Annotated in this window: 12 protein-coding genes; 7 read left to right on the top strand and 5 right to left on the bottom strand. The window is 37.0% G+C overall.

The window, feature by feature from the left end:
• Window positions 1-20 precede the first annotated feature (20 nt).
• Genes ACRD7B_RS14000 through ACRD7B_RS13990 form a run of 3 tightly spaced genes read right to left on the bottom strand, consistent with a single transcriptional unit; the run spans window position 21 to window position 4,094 of the window.
• Window positions 21-2,330: a multiheme c-type cytochrome gene (locus tag ACRD7B_RS14000; RefSeq protein ID WP_430825197.1), complete on the bottom strand. Its 2,310-nt coding sequence runs from the start codon at window positions 2,328-2,330 to the stop codon at window positions 21-23.
• Window positions 2,331-2,807 carry a QcrA and Rieske domain-containing protein gene (locus ACRD7B_RS13995; protein ID WP_430825196.1) on the bottom strand — a complete coding sequence of 159 codons (477 nt, stop codon included), beginning with the start codon at window positions 2,805-2,807 and terminating at the stop codon, window positions 2,331-2,333.
• 12 nt (window positions 2,808-2,819) lie between these two features.
• Entirely contained in the window at window positions 2,820-4,094 is a 1,275-nt protein-coding gene (locus ACRD7B_RS13990; RefSeq protein ID WP_430825195.1) for a cytochrome b N-terminal domain-containing protein, read from the bottom strand.
• Between the two features lie 215 nt (window positions 4,095-4,309).
• Here ACRD7B_RS13990 and ACRD7B_RS13985 point away from each other — a divergent pair, with 215 nt between their 5' ends.
• The 5 genes from ACRD7B_RS13985 to ACRD7B_RS13965 all read left to right on the top strand — a co-directional run bounded on the left by ACRD7B_RS13985 (window position 4,310) and on the right by ACRD7B_RS13965 (window position 13,764).
• On the top strand, window positions 4,310-6,496 hold the full coding sequence (locus ACRD7B_RS13985; protein WP_430825194.1) for a S9 family peptidase: 2,187 nt from the start codon (window positions 4,310-4,312) through the stop codon (window positions 6,494-6,496).
• 211 nt (window positions 6,497-6,707) lie between these two features.
• On the top strand, window positions 6,708-7,286 hold the full coding sequence (locus ACRD7B_RS13980; RefSeq protein ID WP_430825193.1) for an RNA polymerase sigma factor: 579 nt from the start codon (window positions 6,708-6,710) through the stop codon (window positions 7,284-7,286).
• Between the two features lie 179 nt (window positions 7,287-7,465).
• Window positions 7,466-8,485, top strand: a complete 1,020-nt coding sequence (locus ACRD7B_RS13975) for a FecR family protein (RefSeq protein WP_430825192.1) — start codon at window positions 7,466-7,468, stop codon at window positions 8,483-8,485.
• A 156-nt stretch (window positions 8,486-8,641) separates the two neighbouring features.
• Window positions 8,642-12,136, top strand: a complete 3,495-nt coding sequence (locus ACRD7B_RS13970) for a SusC/RagA family TonB-linked outer membrane protein (protein ID WP_430825191.1) — start codon at window positions 8,642-8,644, stop codon at window positions 12,134-12,136.
• A gap of 95 nt (window positions 12,137-12,231) precedes the next feature.
• Complete coding sequence (locus ACRD7B_RS13965; RefSeq protein ID WP_430825190.1) at window positions 12,232-13,764, top strand: SusD/RagB family nutrient-binding outer membrane lipoprotein; 1,533 nt, start codon at window positions 12,232-12,234, stop codon at window positions 13,762-13,764.
• A 103-nt stretch (window positions 13,765-13,867) separates the two neighbouring features.
• On the opposite strand, the gene ACRD7B_RS13960 is transcribed toward ACRD7B_RS13965, so the two are convergent.
• The gene (locus ACRD7B_RS13960) at window positions 13,868-15,037 is read right to left on the bottom strand and encodes a DUF819 family protein (protein ID WP_430825189.1); all 1,170 of its coding nucleotides are present in this window, start codon (window positions 15,035-15,037) and stop codon (window positions 13,868-13,870) included.
• 242 nt (window positions 15,038-15,279) lie between these two features.
• Between ACRD7B_RS13960 and ACRD7B_RS13955 the strand changes: the two genes are divergently transcribed.
• Together ACRD7B_RS13955 and ACRD7B_RS13950 are read left to right on the top strand one after the other, a co-directional pair.
• Window positions 15,280-17,565 carry an NADP-dependent malic enzyme gene (locus ACRD7B_RS13955; protein WP_430825188.1) on the top strand — a complete coding sequence of 762 codons (2,286 nt, stop codon included), beginning with the start codon at window positions 15,280-15,282 and terminating at the stop codon, window positions 17,563-17,565.
• A gap of 273 nt (window positions 17,566-17,838) precedes the next feature.
• Window positions 17,839-18,390, top strand: coding sequence for a WcaF family extracellular polysaccharide biosynthesis acetyltransferase (locus tag ACRD7B_RS13950; protein ID WP_430825187.1), 552 nt, complete (start codon window positions 17,839-17,841; stop codon window positions 18,388-18,390).
• Here the strand turns inward: ACRD7B_RS13950 and ACRD7B_RS13945 are convergent.
• On the bottom strand, window positions 18,387-19,745 hold the full coding sequence (locus tag ACRD7B_RS13945) for a 4Fe-4S dicluster domain-containing protein (RefSeq protein ID WP_430825186.1): 1,359 nt from the start codon (window positions 19,743-19,745) through the stop codon (window positions 18,387-18,389). The two genes, ACRD7B_RS13950 and ACRD7B_RS13945, sit on opposite strands and share 4 nt — an antisense overlap.
• Window positions 19,746-19,755 lie beyond the last annotated feature (10 nt).

Raw genomic sequence — 19,755 nt, 5'->3', positions numbered from 1 at the left:
TATCTCTTAAAGGATTTGTATTATTGCCCTTGTAACTGTCTGATTACTTGATTTAACTCATCAATATTTGGAAATTCTTTCTGCATTTCAAGTGCATGATTCAAGGCTTTTGATTGCATTTGGTTAGTGAGATAAAAGCGTAATAACTCTGCTTTTCCATTATAATCATTAACTAAATTCATTTCTTTTTTCAAATATGATTCAGCTTTTGTCTTATCACCTTTAAAATCATACATCATAGCTATGTTGTGAGCAACCCGTGGTCGATCAGGTTGCGCTCTGTTAGCTTTTAATAATGTTTCAAGCGATTCATCGTATTTTTGCATTTCAGATAGCAACAAGCCATATGAGTACAAAGCTTGACCATCATTTGGTTCATGTTTCAAATAATCATCAAACAGTAATGAAGCCTTGTCATTTTTACCAATTCGATTATACAGGTAGGCCAAGTTAAGTTTTACAAAATGTAGTTCTTCATCCTGTTTTAAGGCTTTGATGTAAAACTCTTCAGCCAATTCATTTTTGCCGCTATTGTAATATAGGTTGGCTAAATTAAATTTACCTATTGGGAAATCAGAACTATAGATCAGTATGTTTTCATACTCTTTGTACACTTTTTCATAAATACCTTTATAATTGTCTGGTATTTGATCTAAACCAACAGTAGATAACAAACGTGCCGCTTCGGTTCTTACAGCCTTGGTTTCATCGTTTAATAATGGTAATAAGCGTTGGATGTCAGAAGGCTCAACCACTTGATTAGCACGTATGGCTGCCAAACGAATTGTAGGATCGAGGTTAGAAGTATAGTCATCAACAATTGTTCTGAGTGAATCCTGAAAAAAGGTACCCATGTGTTGAAGTGCTAATCCACGGATGCTTGGAGGATACAATTCATTTTTGGCAATGTCCTGTAATTGATCTACGGCCACTACGTTTTCGTTTACTGCGCCAGAAAAAGCTTCTGCAAAATGAAAGCGACGACTCTTTCCAAACCAATTCGTAATATGTTTTTCCGACCATTCATTACTTTCGTTGGTATGACATTGATTACAGGCATTTGGTGTGCCGTATTTAATCGACATATCTGGTCGAGGAATACGGAAACTATGATCGCGACGATAATCTACCCCCATATATAACTGACCGTGCATATGACAATTGATGCAAAGCGTGCCTGAGCCTACCTCCATTTCTATGTTCGAATCTGAAATCACACTTTTGCCAGGCATACCTGCTTCCTTATGAAAATGATGTGTAGGACTATCGTAAATATCGGATACATGGCATTGGGCACACAGTTTATTATAATCAGTACCATACAATAGTTTACCACTGTGTACATTATGGCAATCGTTGCATTGTACCTCTTTCATGTACATTTTACTTTGGATAAATGAGGCGTACACGTAATCCTCGTCCTGAATTTGGCCATCAATGTGCCAGGTTGGATGTTCTGGCAGGTTAGGAATAACATGATCGTAAATACTTTCGCTGGAATGGTCAAAATCCTGTAAGGAAGAACGTCGTGAATGGCAACGTACGCAATTATTCACATACTGTACGTGATCAATTCCACTGGTTTTCACAACAAGTCCGTAATTCTCGATATCTTCTCGCGCATAGTCGGGTAAATCAGCCCAAGCCAAGTGCTCTGATCCTGGGCCATGGCAAGCTTCGCAACTTACATTTATTTCTGACCAAGTTGTATTATAGGTATCAGTTTTATGATCGTATCCTTTTATGAGGTTGGTTGAATGGCAATCGGCACACATACTGTTCCAGTTTTGAGCCTGATTGGTCCAATGCAACCAATTGCCATGCTCAATATTTTGTCCTTCATAAACATGGGCAGCCATATGATACCATTCATTTTTCAAACAGTTCCAAGTAAGAGCCAAGGTTTGCAGTCGCCCACCTTCAAATTCTACCAGGTACTGCTGAAGTGGTGTTACGCCAAATACAAATTTTATTTCAAAATCTTGCATTGTACCATCAGCTCCGTCGGTATTAACCATGAATTTACCGTCCTGCATAAAGAATTTGTGCGTCATTCCCAATGCTTCAAATTCCACGTTGTTAAAATCGCCAAGAACTGTTGTTTCTGTGGCATAATCCATGGCACGTTCGTGGTGCGAACCCATCCAATCATTGTATTCTGTGAGGTGACATTCCACACAACTCTCTTTTCCGGTAAACTGTGGCTCTACGCTTGCATTCTCCTCACCATGTACGCCATAAGTCTTTATCAACAAATAAGCTGGTAGAAGCAAAATAACCACAATGAGTAGAATGCTTGATGCCTTGGAATATTTTTGGGTATCCATCATTTATACATATGTTAATTGCGACGCATCGTATTTATTTCTTCTTATGGCTTTACTGGTATTTACCATTACCTTATTGTCAATAATAGTAATCGGGTAAATATCAAGGGCACGAGTAGCCGGTGGCGATAGTACTTCACCATTTTTTGTAAAGGCCGATGCGTGACATGGACAAACAAATTTATCTTTGTTATTATTGAATTGAATGGTGCAGCCTAAATGTGTACACTTGGTTGAGATAGCTAATAAACCACCATCTTTAAATCGTGATAAATAGAAATGACCTTTGCTGAAGGGGTATACCTTATCATTCTCAAAAAAGTTGATGTTGCCTGCGTCATACAGTCCATTTTCCTTATCCGATTGATTATTCTTATTTAATAATCTGGTAAATACATAGAGTACCTCGATTGAAAGAGCCGCGTAAATGGCTCTCTTTATAAATGTACGACGATTAAATTTTATTTTCTTAAAAACCATAATTCTCTCACATTAAGCAAAAAGATGCATTCCTTCACCTCTGAATAAACTTCCTATTATTGTCATCACGATGTATGCTGTTATTATAATTGTGAATAAGGCCATTACTAAATCAATCTTCTCAGCTTTTTGGTTCGATTTTAGGTAGAAAAGAAAAGCTGCTGCTGGAATAAAGTAGAGTAAAAGTAATAAGAGACCAGTACTAATCAGAACTGGAATGTTTGGCATCCAATTGCGTAAATCTAAAAAGAACTCACTTGTTAGAATAACCGCAATGGTTAATACTAAGGAAAAGATAAGTGAAAGGATAGTTAGCTTTTTTCCTTTCTCAGAATTAAACCATTGCCCCACATTTAAATTCGGATATTTGATGTTAGGAATGTAAATGAAGAAAGTAGTTACCAATACGGGTATTACAAATATTCCGAAACCCGGATGGATGTGTAAAAGTAATTCTTGAAAACCCATAAAATACCAGGGCGCTTTGCTTGGATTTGGACTAATTAATGGATTTGCTTTTTCCAGTAGTGGAGCATTCACAAGCATTGAAAACAAGAGAAGTGCCACAATCACAATGAGCGCGGTAAATATTTCTTTGTATATCAGATTAGGATTGGTATCTACCATTTGTTTTTCTTCCATTTTCTGAACAGTTACGCCTTTTGATTTACGTACCAACCAAAAATGAACGGAAAGAAGAAATGCCATCAATAAAGGTAATAAGCCTGTATGAAAATGATAGAAGCGCAGTAAGGTTGTTTCGCTAACTTCATTTCCACCTCTTACCATATCAGCCAAAGCGTCACCAATAAAAGGAATGTAGCTAAGCATATTGGTCATGATGGTGACAGCCCAAAAAGCCAATTGATCCCAAGGTAAGAGATAACCAGTGAAATTGGAGAAAACTACCAAAAACATAATGATTAAGCCATATAGCCAGTTTTTACGTCGCTCATGATAGATGGATTGCGAATAAAAAACCCTTAATACATGAAGGAATGAAACCACTACTAATAGCATGCCACTCCAATAATGAAGATTTCGCAGTATTGAGCCAAACAAGATGTTTTCCTGAAGGTCAACGATTGAGTCGTAAGCACCTTTTACGGAAGGTACATAGGCAAAACGCAGTAACATTCCGCTAATGAAAAGTAAAACGAATAAAAGTGCAGCTATGCCACCCAAGCCAAAAGTGCGGTTAAATTTAATGGCTTGAACATTCACTTTTTTAGGATGAAGGTGTAGCAATAATCGAGTAATAGCTTTGGGGTGTCCCTTAGCAGTCATAGTGTGATTTTATGTTGTTTTTAATAGATCTGCTAAATTAATCTCTTTTCTTGAAATACCTTAATGTATAAGTGTAAATAATACTTTTATGCCTTGTTTTTCAATGCGGGATACAAAAAAATGAAATACTGTCATTTGCCATTGTTTTGTCACCAGCATTTGTTTTAGCTTTGAACTCTGTTACTTTTATAGCTAGAAATTAAAACACTTATTATATGCAAAAGTTATTTTATATCATGGTGTTATTGGTGTTACCAATGACAATGCATGCACAAAAGAAAACCGTATCACTCGAAGATGTAACCTCTTTGGGAACCTTCTATGCAAAATCGGTTTATGGGCTTAGTTCAATGAACGATGGTGTTCATTTTACTACTTTGGAACAAGGAACTCGGATTGAAAAGTACAAGTATTCATCGGGTGATAAAGTGGCTACAATTCTTGATTTATCTACGGTAGAAGATTGTCCGGTTGAACGTATTCAAGGTTATGAACTTAACGCCGATGAATCAAAGGTTTTGTTTTATACCAATAGTGAAAGAGTATATCGTCATTCGTTTAAGGCAGATTATTATGTGTATGATTTGGAACATAAGGAATTAACACCCTTGTCAGAAAATGGTAAACAGCAAGTTGCGTCTTTTTCTCCGAACGGTGAAATGGTAGCATTTGTTCGTGATAATGATTTATTTCTGAAAAAACTTAAGTTTGGAACCGAAAGTGCAATTACCAAAGATGGTGAATACAATGCTATTATTAATGGTATGAGCGATTGGGTGTACGAAGAAGAATTTGGCAATAGCAAGGCTTACGATTGGTCGATTGATAGTAAAGAAATAGCTTTTGTGCGCTCGGATGAGTCGAAAGTGAAAGAGTTTTCATTTCCGGTTTATCAGGCTTCGTTCCCCAATAGAGAGGAAAATAAATTATACCCCGATCAGCAACGTTTTAAATACCCAAAGGCCGGAGAGGATAATTCGATTGTTAGCGTTCACGTTTTTAATATTAAAAATCGTACCACTAAAACCATGAATATCGGAACCGAAACAGATATCTATATTCCACGGGTTCGATTTACAAAAACTGAAGGAAAGTTAGGTGTCATCAAAATGAATCGCCACCAAAATCAATTGGATTTAATGATTGCTAATACTGCCTCGGGAGTTTGTAATACCATTTTTACCGATCGTAACGAGTTTTACATTGAGCAAGATGTACTGGATAATCTGCAGTTTTTAGACGATGCCAAACATTTTGTTTATGTGGGAGAAATGGATGGTTTCAACCACATTTACATGTATACTATGGCTGGCGCTGAAGTAGCTCAGATTACAAAGGGCGAGTGGGATGTTACAGATTATTTAGGTTATAATTCTAAAACCCGTTTGTTCTATTACCAGGCAGCGGCTAAATCTCCCATGCAACGTGAGGTGTATGCTGTAAGAGCCGATGGAAAAAAGAAGAAGTTGTTTTCAACACTTGAAGGTTCTAATAGAGCGACTTTTAGTAAAGGCTTTAAATATTATATCAATTACTTTTCAAATACCACTACACCTACTTTAGTGACACTTCACGACGGTACAGGTAAGCAAATTCGTGTATTGGAGGATAATAAAGATTTAAAAGCGACAGTAGATGGAATGGCCATTAGTCCTAAGGAATTCTTTTCGTTTACCACTTCTGAAGGAGTTGAGTTGAACGGTTGGATGGTGAAGCCGCTAAATTTTGATGCCAATAAGGAATATCCGGTTTTGATGACACAGTATAGCGGCCCCAATTCTCAGCAAGTAATGGATCGTTGGGGAATAGGTTGGGAGCAATATTTGGCAGCCAATGATTACATGGTAGCTTGTGTTGATGCACGTGGCACTGGTGCCCGAGGTGAAGCTTTCCGGAAAGCTACTTATATGAACCTTGGTAAATTAGAGTCTGATGATCAGATTGAGGCTGCTAAATACCTCGGCGGATTAAGTTATGTTGATGCTTCACGTATTGGTATATGGGGGTGGAGTTATGGTGGATTTATGTCGTCGCTTTGCTTGAGTAAATCAGATGTATTTAAGGTTGGAATTGCGGTTGCTCCGGTAACAAACTGGCGTTATTACGATTCAGTTTATACCGAACGTTACATGCGTCGTCCACAGGAAAATGCCAAAGGGTACGACGACAATAGTCCAATTAATCACGTGGATAATTTAACTGGGCGCTTGTTTTTAATTCATGGTACAGCCGATGATAATGTACATTTTCAGAATGTGATGGAATATGTTGATCGTTTGGTTCAGGCAGGCAAACAATTTGATATGTTTGCTTATCCAAACCGTAATCATAGTATTTATGGTGGCAACGTTCGCCCACATTTATATAAGATGAAAGCTGATTACCTTTTCCGTAATTTATAGGAAAAGAAAGTCGTTTAACGATATTTTATAACCCCAAGTGATATATTCGCTTGGGGTTATTTATTTTCAGTGTAAATAATGAACAATTTGAAAGAAGGAGGAAAAGTTGACACATATTATTTTTGTGTTTCTTAAAAATTGTTAATATTGCAAATCCAGTTGCTTGTCGGCAAACAATTAAAAAAGTCTCTGGAAGGATAATTTTAAAATCATGGTTGTTAATAACGAAATTCTTTGTGATGGTTTGCGCAGCGGTAATAAAAAATCTCTGGATACCGTTTATGGCATGTATCACGAGCGTATTTATGGTTTTGCCTTGTCTTATTTGAAAGATGAGGATGATGCCATGGATATTGTTCAGGAAGCGTTTATTAAACTGTGGGAATCACGCAAAACCTTAAAGGATGATACCCGCTTAGATGCATTAATTTTTACTGTTACTAAAAATGCCATTCTATCTTTATTTCGAAAACGTTCTACCGAAAAGAAATACTTGAGCTACCTTGGAAGCGTTACAATGTCAAACAATAGTGGTGCTGAAGAGTTATCTGATTTTGATTTTCTGCAAGAAAAGTACGAAGCACTCATACCTCAATTACCAGAGAAACGTCGTGAAATATTTATTCTAAGCCGTAAAAAAGGTTTAAGCAATAAAGAAATAGCTGAAATTAAGGGTATTTCAGAGAAAACAGTTGAGAACCATATGACATTGGCATTATCCTTTCTTAGGGAGCACCTTGGGCAATCAGGTGTTCTCAGTACCTTGTTTTATTATCTATTTATAGTATAGTTGTTATCTAATTTTTGAGATAAATCCATTTTATTGTTTTTGAGTGCGGTCTGTAGTTGGCAGATAGTGAGTGCTTTGTAGTTGTTTTGTGCCCGCAGGTGTGAATTTTTGTAAAAAAAAGCAAAAAAGCATTGGGGGGAATGCATCATTAAATCGTTATTACCTATAGATATCGAAATATGAAGGAAGTTTTAAATAAATATATACACGGTAATTGTTCGAAGGAAGAATTGAAAGAGGTGCTTCAAATCTTACGTGATAGCAATAACTCAAATCAGTTGAAAGAGCTTATGAGGCAACACTGGGTTGCCAGCTCAGAAAGTAAGATAGATTGTAAGCATAAAGATTTTGATGCTGTACTGCATAAGATACATCATGAAATAAATCTTAAGGAGCCAACTGTTTCACCTTTTTTCAAGTTTTACAAGAGTTTTTCAAAAGCTGCGGCAATTCTACTTCTCCCTTTATTGTTATTGTTAGGGTATAAGATGATTCAAACACAAGCATCATCAGGAACCATGTTATCGATGAAAGTACCATATGGAGTGCAAAGTGAATTAGTGTTACCTGATGGTTCAAAAGTGTGGTTAAATTCAGGTACCGAAATAAAATACCCTTCCACTTTTAAAGGAGGACAGAGGCATGTCGAGTTAAGCGGAGAAGCACTCTTTGAGGTGCATCAGAATAAATTGAAACCGTTTATTGTAAATACAAATGGCATTGACGTTAAAGTATTAGGAACCACATTTAACGTTTCAGCTTATAACAATGATCCGGAAGTTTCTGTTGCCTTATTAGAAGGTAGTGTAGTGCTTGGTCAATACAAGGATGGCAAAATGAAGGAACTGTCTTCAATTGTTCCGAATCAGTATGGGCGTTTTATCAAGAGTGCTAACAAATTATATTTAAATAAGGATGTACATATTGAGCGCTTTGCAGCCTGGAAGGATGGTAAGATGGTGTGCGTTGATGAACCTTTTGATTCTGTTTTAAGACGTATGGCAAGACGATATAATGTGAACTATTCTATCTCAAATAATAAAGTACTTCAGTATCGCATAACCGGTACTTTTATGTACGAAACCCTGGATCAGTTTTTAAAAATATTGGTAACCTCATCACCAATACAGTATGAAATTAAACAAGGAACTAAAAGAGCGGACGGATCTTTTAATAAACGTGAAGTAATAATAAAATAAAAAAACAGGAAAGTGTTGGAGCACTTTCCTGTTAATAAGCCTGTTTGGAGACAGGCAATATTTAAAGTTTCATTTAAACAATACAAATTTATGAAAAAAATTGGCAACTTGAGAAAAAGTCCTTCATGGTTTTTTCTCAGAAAACTAACTCTCACTATGCGATTAACTCTAGGTTTATTAATCTTAGCCGGTTTTAACGCACTTGCTTCCAGTTCGTATTCACAGAATGCCAGAGTAACGGTAGAGATGAAAGATGCATTGGTTAAAGAAGTGCTACTTGAAATCGAAGAAAATTCTGAATTCTTTTTTGTGTACAACAATCAGTTAGTTGATGTTGAAAGAAAAGTTGATGTTCAGGCAAAGGAACAAAAGATAGTTGATATTCTTGATCAAGTGTTTGATCAGGACGATGTGGATTATATTTTGATGGACAAACAAATAATCTTATCGCCAAGTAGCATGAATCCTCAGGTGGTAAATACACAGCAACAGCAAGAAGTTCGTTTGCAAGGGGTCGTTACTGATTCAAATGGAGAAGTAATTCCAGGGGTAAATGTATTTGAGAAATCAAATCCAACCAATGGTGTAATTACCGACTTAGATGGAAAATTTGATATCCAATTAAGTTCTTCCAATGCTACTGTAACATTCTCATTTATTGGATATAAAAAACAAGATGTTGCTGTTGATGGAAAAACAGTAATTGATGTAACATTAATTGCTGATACCGAAAGTATTGATGAGGTTATTGTAACTGCTCTTGGTATTAAACGTGAAGAAAAATCACTTGGTTATGCTGTTTCGAAAGTAGCTGGTGAAGAATTAACTAAAGTTCAATCAACCAACTTTACTTCAGCATTATCCGGTCGTGTTGCCGGTGTTAATATTACTGCTTCGGGTAACATGGGTGGTTCAACCAATGCTGTTATACGTGGTGGTTCAAGTATAACTGGTAGTAACCAGGCACTTTATGTAATTGATGGTATCCCAGTCTCTAATGCATCTGTTAATTCTGGTGAAACTAATAGAGGCGCAGGTGGTTATGATTTTGGTAACATGGCTTCGGATATCAACCCAAATGATATTGCTGATATTTCGGTATTAAAAGGTGCTTCTGCAACTGCTCTTTATGGTAGTCGCGGTGCTAATGGAGTAATTTTAATCACCACCAAAAAAGGTTCGTCAAAAGACCGTGTTGGAGTTTCAATTAACTCAAGTGTAACTTTTGAGAAGATTAATAAAGCAACTTTACCAACCTACCAACGAGAGTATGGTGGCGGTGGCTGGGACTGGGATAATGGAACGAGTGGTTCGTTTGATACTCAGGAGATAAATGGTACCGAATATCAATTGGTTGATTATGGAACAGATGAGTCATGGGGACCAAAGTTCGATCCTTCGGTAAAGGTATTACATTGGGATGCGTTTGATCCAAGTGATGAGGCAAATTATTTAACTCCTCGTTCATGGAAAGCTGCGGAAAATGGTCCTGAAGCCTTTTTCGAAACAGGTGTTATGTATAACAATAATGTTGCCTTGGACGGAGCCTATGACAAAGGTAATTTCCGTGCATCATATACCAATATGAACCAAGCAGGAACAGTACCTAATTCAGAATTGATTCGTAATACATTTCAGTTTAATGGTACATTAGAACTAACTGATCGTTTGTCTACAACTGTTAATGGTTCATGGACTAACACTAAGGCAAAGAACCGTCCAGGTACAGGTTATGACTGGAAAACGGCTCGTTCGTTTATGGCATCAGCTGGTATGTGGATGCAAACCAATGTTGACTATGAAAGATTGGCTAATTATGCTCGATCAGATAATGGAGAACAGAAAACCTGGAATAGACAAGGTTGGGATAACGCAACCCCAAATTATTGGGATAATCCTTATTGGATGGTTAATAAAAACTACCCAGAAGATGAGCGTAATCGTACAATTGGTAGCTGGCAAGTCGATTATAAGATAACCGATTGGTTAAGTGTTTTAGGGCGAGCTACTTTAGATCATTACGATTTTCAGATTGAGACACGTATAGCAAATGGTTCATTTGCTCAGAGTTACTACAGTAAGTATATGAAAATAGCAACAGAGCGTAACTATGACGCTATGTTGAATTTCAACAAAACCTTCGGCGATCTAAATGTAACAGCAATGTTAGGGACAAGTCGTCGCGATAACACCAATGAAACTTTAGGCGTTAATACTGCCAATGGAATCGAAATAGATGACCTGTACACAATTCACAATAGTCGAAGTCCTGAAATTGGAGCTACTGATGGAAAGTGGGGACGCCGTGTTAATAGTGTTTTTGGGACAGCTTCAATCGGTTATAAAAACCAGTATTATTTAGATCTAAGTATGCGTAACGATTGGTCAAGTACCTTGCCTGATGCCAATAATTCATACTTCTACCCAAGTGTTTCGGGAAGTTGGATTGTTAGTGAGGCGGTTGATGCCTCATGGTTAAGTTTTGCCAAGTTACGTGCAAACTGGGCTCGTGTAGGTAACGATGCTCCTTTCGCAAGTACTTACGATACTTATTATAACTATGGTAATTTTAATGGTGAAGATACCTTTAGATATGGTCGTCGATCAACAAAGAACAACCCAGAGTTGAGGCCTGAAATGTCAGACTCATGGGAGTTAGGATTTGACTTAAAAGTTTTAAATAATCGTTTAGGTTTGGATTTTAGCTATTTTAATAAAGTAACAAAGGACCAGATAATTCCAGGGTCAGTAAGTGTAGGAACTGGATATTATTCGCAGTATATGAATGCTGGACAACGCGATGTGTGGGGATACGAAATGGATATGTTCGCTGTGCCTGTACGTACTAATAATTTTAATTGGACTATGAATATTACATTCTCGCAATATGAGGATGAAATTAAATCATTGGCTCCAGGAATTGATTCTCATGTATTAAATAGTAATCACGTAGCTGTTGCAGCCCGCGTAGGACAGCCATATCCTGTGTTGGTCGGAACTGATTTTGTATACGATGAGAATGGTAACAAAATGGTTGATGAAGATGGTTTTTATATGCAATCAGACGACAACCAGATATTAGGCAAAGTAGCTCCGGACTGGAGAGCAGGTATTAATAATAGCTTCCAATATAAAGCTTGGTCGTTAAGCGCTTTAATTGATATTAAACAAGGTGGTAGCTTATTCTCGCTAACAGATTATTGGGGAACACAAACTGGTATTCTTGAGAATACTGTTGGATTAAATGATTTGGGTAATCCCAAACGTGATCCATTGACAGATGATAATACTTCTGGTGGTGTAATAGTAGCTGGTGTTAAAGCTGATGGTACACCTAATGATATGCGTGTAACAATTAAGGATGCAGCGGACTCTGGAAATAATCCTGAAGCGGCTTCTGTATTTGATGCTTCGTACGTTAAGCTTCGTGAGGTGAGTTTATCATATTCAGTACCACAGGCTTTTTGTTCAAAATTACGTTTGAGTAATTTATCACTTGGAGTTAGTGGTCGTAACCTGGCAATCTTACATCGTAATATTGATCATATTGATCCTGAGTTAACGTATGGTTCGGGTAATGTGCAAGGGCTGGATATAGGAACTATGCCTACTTCACGCACATTTGCTTTTAATTTGAAAATAGGATTTTAATCTCTGATTCAGAAAGTTTAAAACATAGAGATATAAAGGAAATCCCTGTTAGTATAATTTTAAATAACAGTGAATTCAAAAAAAATAAAATTAACATGATGAAACAATATATAAACATTAAAAACTTGGTAGTTGCTTTCATGCTCTTAGGCTTGTTTAGCTGTACTCAAGATTTTGAGACGATAAATGATAATACCAAAAGTACAAAGGTCGTTCATCCAAAATACTTATTACCTACAGCTCAATCCATCGCAATGAATCATTATTTTAATAATGATGTTAACGATATTGTAACGGGTGTATTATGTCAGCATTTTTCACAGCCTTCATACGCAGAGGAAAGTAATTATAAGTTTCGTGACGGAATGTTGGATCGTAATATTGGTGAGTTTTATATGGCAATTGCCAATATTCGTGAAATGAATAGTATGATTGATGAAGCCGATGAAGAGGTTTTTTCAAAAGAACAAAAAGAGGGGTGGAATTTGATTCTTATGACACTTGAGGCTTTTTGTATGCAAAATATCACAGATGTTAATGGGCCTGCAACCTATTCAAATGGCTTTGATCTTCAGAACGATCCAACGCCAGCTTACGACAGTCAACGAGATATTTATGTGTCATTATTAACACAATTATCTAGCGCAGTAACTGGCGTTTCAAATCCTGAAATTAATATGGCTTTAGGATCACAGGACCTAATATATGGTGGTGATATAACTGCTTGGAGAAAGTTTGCTAATTCAATGCTTTTACGTTTAGCTATGCGTGTTTCTGATGTTGATGAAACGTTATCACGTCAATATGTTGCGATGGCAATTGATCCAGCTAATGGTGGAGTTATAGATTCTAATGATGAAAACGCCATGTTAAAATATAAAGATTCTCCATCTGCTAATATGTTTTTCGAAAATGTATTAGATGGATGGACTCCAGGAGTTGTTGCCAGTAACACGATTTATGATATTATGGCTGGTAATGATGATCCTCGCATATATATGTACTTTGGTGGCCCATGGTATTATTCAGGTTTACCATACGGTGAGACAGGTACGTGGTGGAGATATGCGAATATTAATTATGATTTGATTGCTTTTAAGAATTATAAGAATAATGGTTATTGGTATGGTGGTGGACCTGAAGATCTTCCTGGAATTTTTATTGATCATGCTGAGGTAGAATTCTTTTTGTCAGAAGCTGCCTTGCGTAACTATCCTAATACTGGTGATGCCACAACACATTATAATAATGCGATTCAATCAAGTGTACAATATTATGCTGATTTCTTAGAGATTGAGGATGTACAAACTGATATCGATACATATTTAGCACTTCCGAGTGTTGACTTAGATCAAGTTACTGGACTTGATGCTAAGTTAGAACGAATTGGTCGTGAAAAGTGGATTGCTTTATTTCTTCAAGGTGGAGAAGCTTGGGCTGAAGCACGTCGCTTAGATTCGCCAACTTTTAATGTTCCTACGGGAAAAACCGAAGCAGACATTCCAATGCGCTTGAAATTTTCATCAAGAGAGTGGATTATCAATGAAGCTAATGTTAAAGCTGCTGCTGATATGTTAAATGGAGGTTCTGATGAATATGAAACTCGCCTATGGTGGGATATTAAATAAAATTAGGTGTTACTATTTAATAAATTAGGACTAAAGGTTTAAACAAATAGTAAGATTATTTGCAAAGAGGGATTTCTAACGAGAGATCCCTCTTTCTTTTATTTTACGTTAAAGCAATGGCTATACTAACACCTATAAAGGTTCCAATTACATAGCCAAGTATACCTACCAATATAGCTGGTGTTACCATTTTCTTTTGCCCCAATGAGGCTGCCATGGGTGCAGCAACCGATGGCCCCATAATATTGGCTGCCGAAGATATGATAACTTCAAACATATTCAGTTTAAATAGTTTTGCGGTTCCCAACAGGAATGTGAAATGAAACACCATAATGATCATGTAAAAAAGGAATAAGTTTGGACCTACCTTAAGTACTTCCTGAAGATTGGTTGAGGCACCTATCACCGCTAAAAAGGCATACATCAACCACAAGCCAATCGAAAAAGAAGTGTTCTCGAGCAATTGTAATTTTTTTGGAAATAAATTAGCTAGTAGTAATGATAAAACGGTAATTATGAGGATGCTTAGGTTTAGAGGCGTGTTGAGAGCCTCCTGTAGATAAGGGGCAATGAATTTTCCTAAAGCAGCTATGCCTACCGCAATTAAAAGCACAATGGCAAACCGTTCCATCGTTATTTTGGTTTCTTTTTCTCCTTCAATTACGGTATTTTCAGTTTTAGTATTTGATTCTTGAGGTTTGAAAAAACGCTTTAGGAAACCAAGTGCAGGAACCAAAAATAGAAATAGGATATACAGATTAGCAACAAAATTGTCAACAGCGATGGTTGCCGAGAAATAAGGGTTGGTGCTAAAATTAAGGACTTCTCCGGTAGCTACAAAGTTGATACTTCCGCCTACCAAAGTCGCCGCTATTACACCAGCTGTATTTCCTGAGTCCTCTCCGAGATCAATAATATAATAGGCTATAAAGCAGCCAATAACTACCCCTATGGCACCAATGACGAATGCGATTAATAATTTACCACTTTCCTTTATTATTTTAGTGATGTTAGAACTGATTAGTAATAAGGGAATTGAAATGGGCACAAAGTAGGTGAAAACCATATCGTACACCGGAACAGATACCTCGGTGCCCGAACCAACTGGCACTACACCAGCCATAGCAAGTAGCGACATAGATATCATGGTAACCAATATGCCAGATATTTTACCAAACCATTTTTTATGTTCCGACCATATGCCAAAAGCGGCAGCGGCGAATACCACTGTTAGTACTACGAAATGCTGATTGGGACCTATTAATGATTGCATTGTTTATCTTTTGTTTTTGAGTTCTTGATTTTTCGAATGAACAATTATAAGCATTTTTTTTTCTTATTAGGTGTGATTTCTTTCTGTGTAAAAGATGGAAAATGGTATTTCTTATGCTTAAATTGCTTATTGAAAATACTTGCAAATTTGATTATTTGCGATAAAAGTCACTTTATATAAAAAAAACTATCTAGACCTTTGTTGGTACATTAACCAATAAATTAACCAAAATTAAAAGTGTTATGGCCTCATTCACAAAACAAGATGCCCTTGATTATCATGAAAATGGTAAGCCGGGAAAAATTGAAGTAGTCCCAACCAAACCCTACAGTACTCAGCTAGATTTATCATTGGCGTATTCGCCTGGAGTGGCAGAGCCCTGCCTCGAAATAGAGAAGAACCCTGAAGACGCTTATCGTTATACGGCAAAAGGTAATTTAGTTGGTGTCATTTCTAATGGTACAGCCGTACTTGGTCTTGGAAATATTGGAGCACTTGCTGGAAAACCAGTGATGGAAGGTAAAGGATTATTATTTAAAGTTTTCGCCGATGTTGATGTGTTCGACATTGAAGTTGATGAGACGAATGTTGACGAATTAGTAAAGATTATCAAAGCCATTGCTCCAACCTTTGGAGGTATTAACCTGGAAGATATTAAGGCTCCTGAGTGCTTTGAAGTTGAAAGGCGTTTGCAAGAAGAATTAGATATTCCAGTATTTCATGATGACCAACATGGTACGGCTATTATTTCAGCAGCAGGTTTAATTAATGCGCTTGACGTAGTTGGTAAAGATATTACTAAAGTTAAAATTGTTGTAAATGGGGCTGGTGCATCTGCCATTATGTGTACTAAATTGTACATGAGTTTAGGAGCTGATCCTAAAAATGTATACATGTTGGACAGTAAGGGTTTGATGACTACCAAACGTACGGATCTTAATAAATATAAAGTTGAGTTTGCACAAGAAAGTGACCTAAGTACCTTGGAAGAAGTAATCAATGGAGCTGATGTGTTTTTAGGATTATCGAAGGGTAACATTCTTACCAAAGAAATGGTACGTTCAATGAATAACGATCCTATTGTTTTTGCTTTGGCTAATCCTGTTCCTGAAATAAGCTATGAAGATGCTATAGCTGCTCGCGAGGATGTAATTATGGCTACTGGTCGTTCTGATTATCCGAACCAGATTAATAATGTATTAGGTTTTCCATTTATTTTCAGAGGCGCATTAGATGTTAGGGCCAAGGCAATTACCGAGGATATGAAAAAGGCGGCTGTTTATGCTTTAGCTGAATTAGCAAAAGAAGATGTGCCTGATAAAGTAAATGCCGCCTATAAGAGTCAGAACTTAATGTTTGGTAAAGACTACTTAATACCTAAACCGGTTGATCCACGTTTAATTACGGTAGTCGCTCCTGCTGTTGCTAAATCAGCCATCGAAACGGGTGTGGCGCGTCAGGAAATAAAAGATTGGGATGCCTATAAGATTGAGTTAGAAAAACGCATGGGTACCTATAATAAATTGGTGCGTGATGTGCGTGTAAAAGCCAAGTCGGATCCAAAGCGCATTATATTCTGTGATGCTGATCATTTTAAAGTGCTGAAGGCTGTTGACGTAGTTCGTAACGAAGGTATTGCTATTCCTATCTTATTAGGGGATAGAACCAATATTGTTAAAATTGCTGAGGAGAATCAGATTGATATTTCTGATCTTCAAATTATTGATGTAAAAGAAAAGGAGCAAGCCGAGCGTCGTGAGCGCTATGCTAAGTTGTTATTTGAGAAGCGCATGCGTAAGGGTTTGAATATGGAAGATGCCTGTCGTAAGATGAATGATCGAAACCATTTTGGTATTATGATGGTAGAGTCGGGAGAAGCTGATGGCTTTTTAGGTGGATTTGCTAATAAGTATGTTGATACAATTAAACCTGCCATTCAGATAGTTGGCTCCAATAATACGCTGAATCACATTGCAGGTATGTATATTGTGATGACGAAGAATGGTCCTTACTTTTTTGCAGATACTACCGTAAATGGTCAGCCATCATCACGTACTTTAGCTGATACAACTCTGTTAACTGCCAACGAAGTACGGAAGTTTAACATTGATCCAGTTGTTGCATTAGTTTCATACTCTAACTTTGGTTCAACACGTATTGGAAGTCCTTTAAGAGTGCGGAAGGCAGTAGAATATCTACATCAGAATTATCCAGATTTGGCTGTGGATGGAGAAATGCAAGCTAATTATGCCTTTAATGCTGAATTAAGAAATAAGAAATTTCCATTTTCAAAATTGGGTAAGCGCGATGTGAATACAATTGTGTTCCCAAGTTTGAGTGCTGGTAATATTGCCTACAAAATGATGCAACAATTGGGACAGGTTGAGATCATTGGACCTATTCTTCTTGGTATTAAAAAGCCTATTCATGTACTTCAAATGCAGAGTAGTGTGCGTGAAATAGTCGATATGGCAGCCATAACGGTGGTTGATGCGCAAACCAAAGACGATACGATGGTTCAGCTATAATTAGTGATTTAAATTATATTTAGATGTATGAAATGGGCTGCAATTTGTAGCCCATTCTTTATTGATAGTTAAAAGAGGATGTAATTGTGAAGGGTATAGCCTTTAAGGATTTAATATTTACAATATTATTTTTTAATCACAGATTACAATGATTATACAGATTTTGTGTTCCGCCGAGCGGAACAATTTGTGTTAATTTGTGGAATTCGTGGTCTTTTTGTTTTTTAAAAGCAATTTATATTTACATTAGAGTTTAAATACCAATAAGAGTTCATGTCGCAAGTAGATTTATCAAGATATAATAATAGTTGGTTCAACGAAGGAGCAGGTGCTTTGAAACGGACTGCATGGTTTGTAACTAATGCACTTTTTTTCATCAATCCACTTAACCCTTTTTCAGGTTTAAAGGTAAGGTTGTTAAGATTGTTTGGAGCAAGAATTGGAAAGGGTGTGGTAATAAAGCCTTCGGTGAATATTAAATACCCATGGAATCTAACCATTGGTAATTATACCTGGATTGGTGAGAAAGTATGGATCGACAACCTTGATAAGGTAACGATTGGGTCTAATTGCTGCCTATCGCAAGAAGCAATGCTCTTGATTGGGAATCATGATTATAAAAGTGAAACTTTCGATTTAATGGTTGCTCCAATAATACTTGAGGATGGTGTTTGGTTGGGCGCCAAAAGTATGGTGACAGGCGGAGTGACCTGTCACAATCAGTCAATTTTATCAGTGCATAGCATCGCTTCTAATGATTTAGATGCTAATTTTATATATCGAGGAAATCCAGCTAGCAAGGTGAAACAACGACGAATTTCTTAATTATTCTTATACGATAGCCAGGCAGGTAATTTACCAACTGTTGTTTTTTTACCATAAAAATAATCATCCATTTTTACAGCCCAATACCTAAAGTTAGGAAAAGATTTAATCGACCATCTAACCATTTTATGCAGTAAGTTATTGGGGTGGGAGTAGGGACATGTAGCCATGCAGCGACCACAATCTGTACCAGCTGTGCACCAGTATTTAAAACAAGCCTCCGAGTTAATTTGCCAGCGCTCCACATTGTTGATTTCTTTTTTAGCATCTTCTGAGATGGCATTGGCCGGGCAGTTGGTTGCACACTTTTTACACTTGTCGCAAAAGTCTTCCATGCTATCGTCAAAATTTCTTTTGCTAATAGGTAAAGGCATGTTGGTGGTAACTACACCCACGCGTACACGTGGACCATGGCTCGGTGTCATTAACAATCCCATTCGGCCAATTTCTCCTAAACCGGCATCACGAGCAACCAATGGAGCCACAACCTGATAATTACCATCGATGTGCGCCCGTGCTTCATAACCATTCTGACGAATAAAATCGGCCAATTGTGTGGCAATAATTCCAGCATGTAAATAACGCGTGGCCGATTCCATTATAATGGAGCTTTGTGGTGCTGCTTCAACCATCTTCTGATCCATTTCTACTGTAAATGCAATGGCAATAGTATGTTGTGGATCAATCTTAATTCCATATCTGTCACCACGTCCACCAGTTGTGTACCAATGATAATCTTTTGTAGTTGTAAAACCAGATGATAGTGCACCAGAATGTTTTAGCCATGATTGGATAAACTCAGCATGTTTTTCTTCTGAAATATCCGTTTTTTTCTCTGCAATTTCTCCATCAACCAAGGGATGAAGAACATCAACCGTTTTAAAAATAGAATCAGTTGCCGAATAAGCAAGTTGATTTGAGAAACGAGATGTTGGGCCCAGCAGACCGGGTAATTTTCTGAACTCATCATCACTTGCTTTATGCTCTGGAAATTCTTTATAATAGTCGTCGAACCTTTCTGTTTCCGGCTTTAATTCTTTTCGCGCAAACATGATATTGCGCTCGTCCATTTGCCCCATAGCTATTGTTTCTTTTTTCTTTTTAAATAAAAAAGATGGTAGAAAAAGGTAGCAGGAAAAAATGATTAATGGGATATTAATGAAGTATAAAAGATAGGATGTGTATGGCTGATTTAGAAAAGGTAAGCCGATGTATATTAGTGCTATTGGTAAGCTTAGTATTGCCTTTTTGGCAGCTTTAGGTCGTTCTTCGTAAAAAGAGGTAACAATCATTAAAAGTAAGGTAGCCAATAACAGGCTTCCTACAAGTGTGGAAATTAGGTAAATGTTAATCATGGTTTATCTA

This window comes from Carboxylicivirga fragile, assembly GCF_050589805.1.
In the GTDB taxonomy this organism is placed as follows: domain Bacteria; phylum Bacteroidota; class Bacteroidia; order Bacteroidales; family Marinilabiliaceae; genus Carboxylicivirga; species Carboxylicivirga fragile.
Note: the sequence above shows the minus strand (reverse complement) of the source record. Positions and strands in the feature narration are given on the sequence as shown.

Bases quoted from the DNA above. Each gene is read 5' to 3' on its own strand.
- ACRD7B_RS14000 (WP_430825197.1), bottom strand. From the start codon at position 2,330: ATGATGGATACCCAAAAATATTCCAAGGCATCAAGCATTCTACTCATT.
- ACRD7B_RS13995 (WP_430825196.1), bottom strand. From the start codon at position 2,807: ATGGTTTTTAAGAAAATAAAATTTAATCGTCGTACATTTATAAAGAGA.
- ACRD7B_RS13990 (WP_430825195.1), bottom strand. From the start codon at position 4,094: ATGACTGCTAAGGGACACCCCAAAGCTATTACTCGATTATTGCTACAC.
- ACRD7B_RS13985 (WP_430825194.1), top strand. From the start codon at position 4,310: ATGCAAAAGTTATTTTATATCATGGTGTTATTGGTGTTACCAATGACA.
- ACRD7B_RS13980 (WP_430825193.1), top strand. From the start codon at position 6,708: ATGGTTGTTAATAACGAAATTCTTTGTGATGGTTTGCGCAGCGGTAAT.
- ACRD7B_RS13975 (WP_430825192.1), top strand. From the start codon at position 7,466: ATGAAGGAAGTTTTAAATAAATATATACACGGTAATTGTTCGAAGGAA.
- ACRD7B_RS13970 (WP_430825191.1), top strand. From the start codon at position 8,642: ATGCGATTAACTCTAGGTTTATTAATCTTAGCCGGTTTTAACGCACTT.
- ACRD7B_RS13965 (WP_430825190.1), top strand. From the start codon at position 12,232: ATGATGAAACAATATATAAACATTAAAAACTTGGTAGTTGCTTTCATG.
- ACRD7B_RS13960 (WP_430825189.1), bottom strand. From the start codon at position 15,037: ATGCAATCATTAATAGGTCCCAATCAGCATTTCGTAGTACTAACAGTG.
- ACRD7B_RS13955 (WP_430825188.1), top strand. From the start codon at position 15,280: ATGGCCTCATTCACAAAACAAGATGCCCTTGATTATCATGAAAATGGT.
- ACRD7B_RS13950 (WP_430825187.1), top strand. From the start codon at position 17,839: ATGTCGCAAGTAGATTTATCAAGATATAATAATAGTTGGTTCAACGAA.
- ACRD7B_RS13945 (WP_430825186.1), bottom strand. From the start codon at position 19,745: ATGATTAACATTTACCTAATTTCCACACTTGTAGGAAGCCTGTTATTG.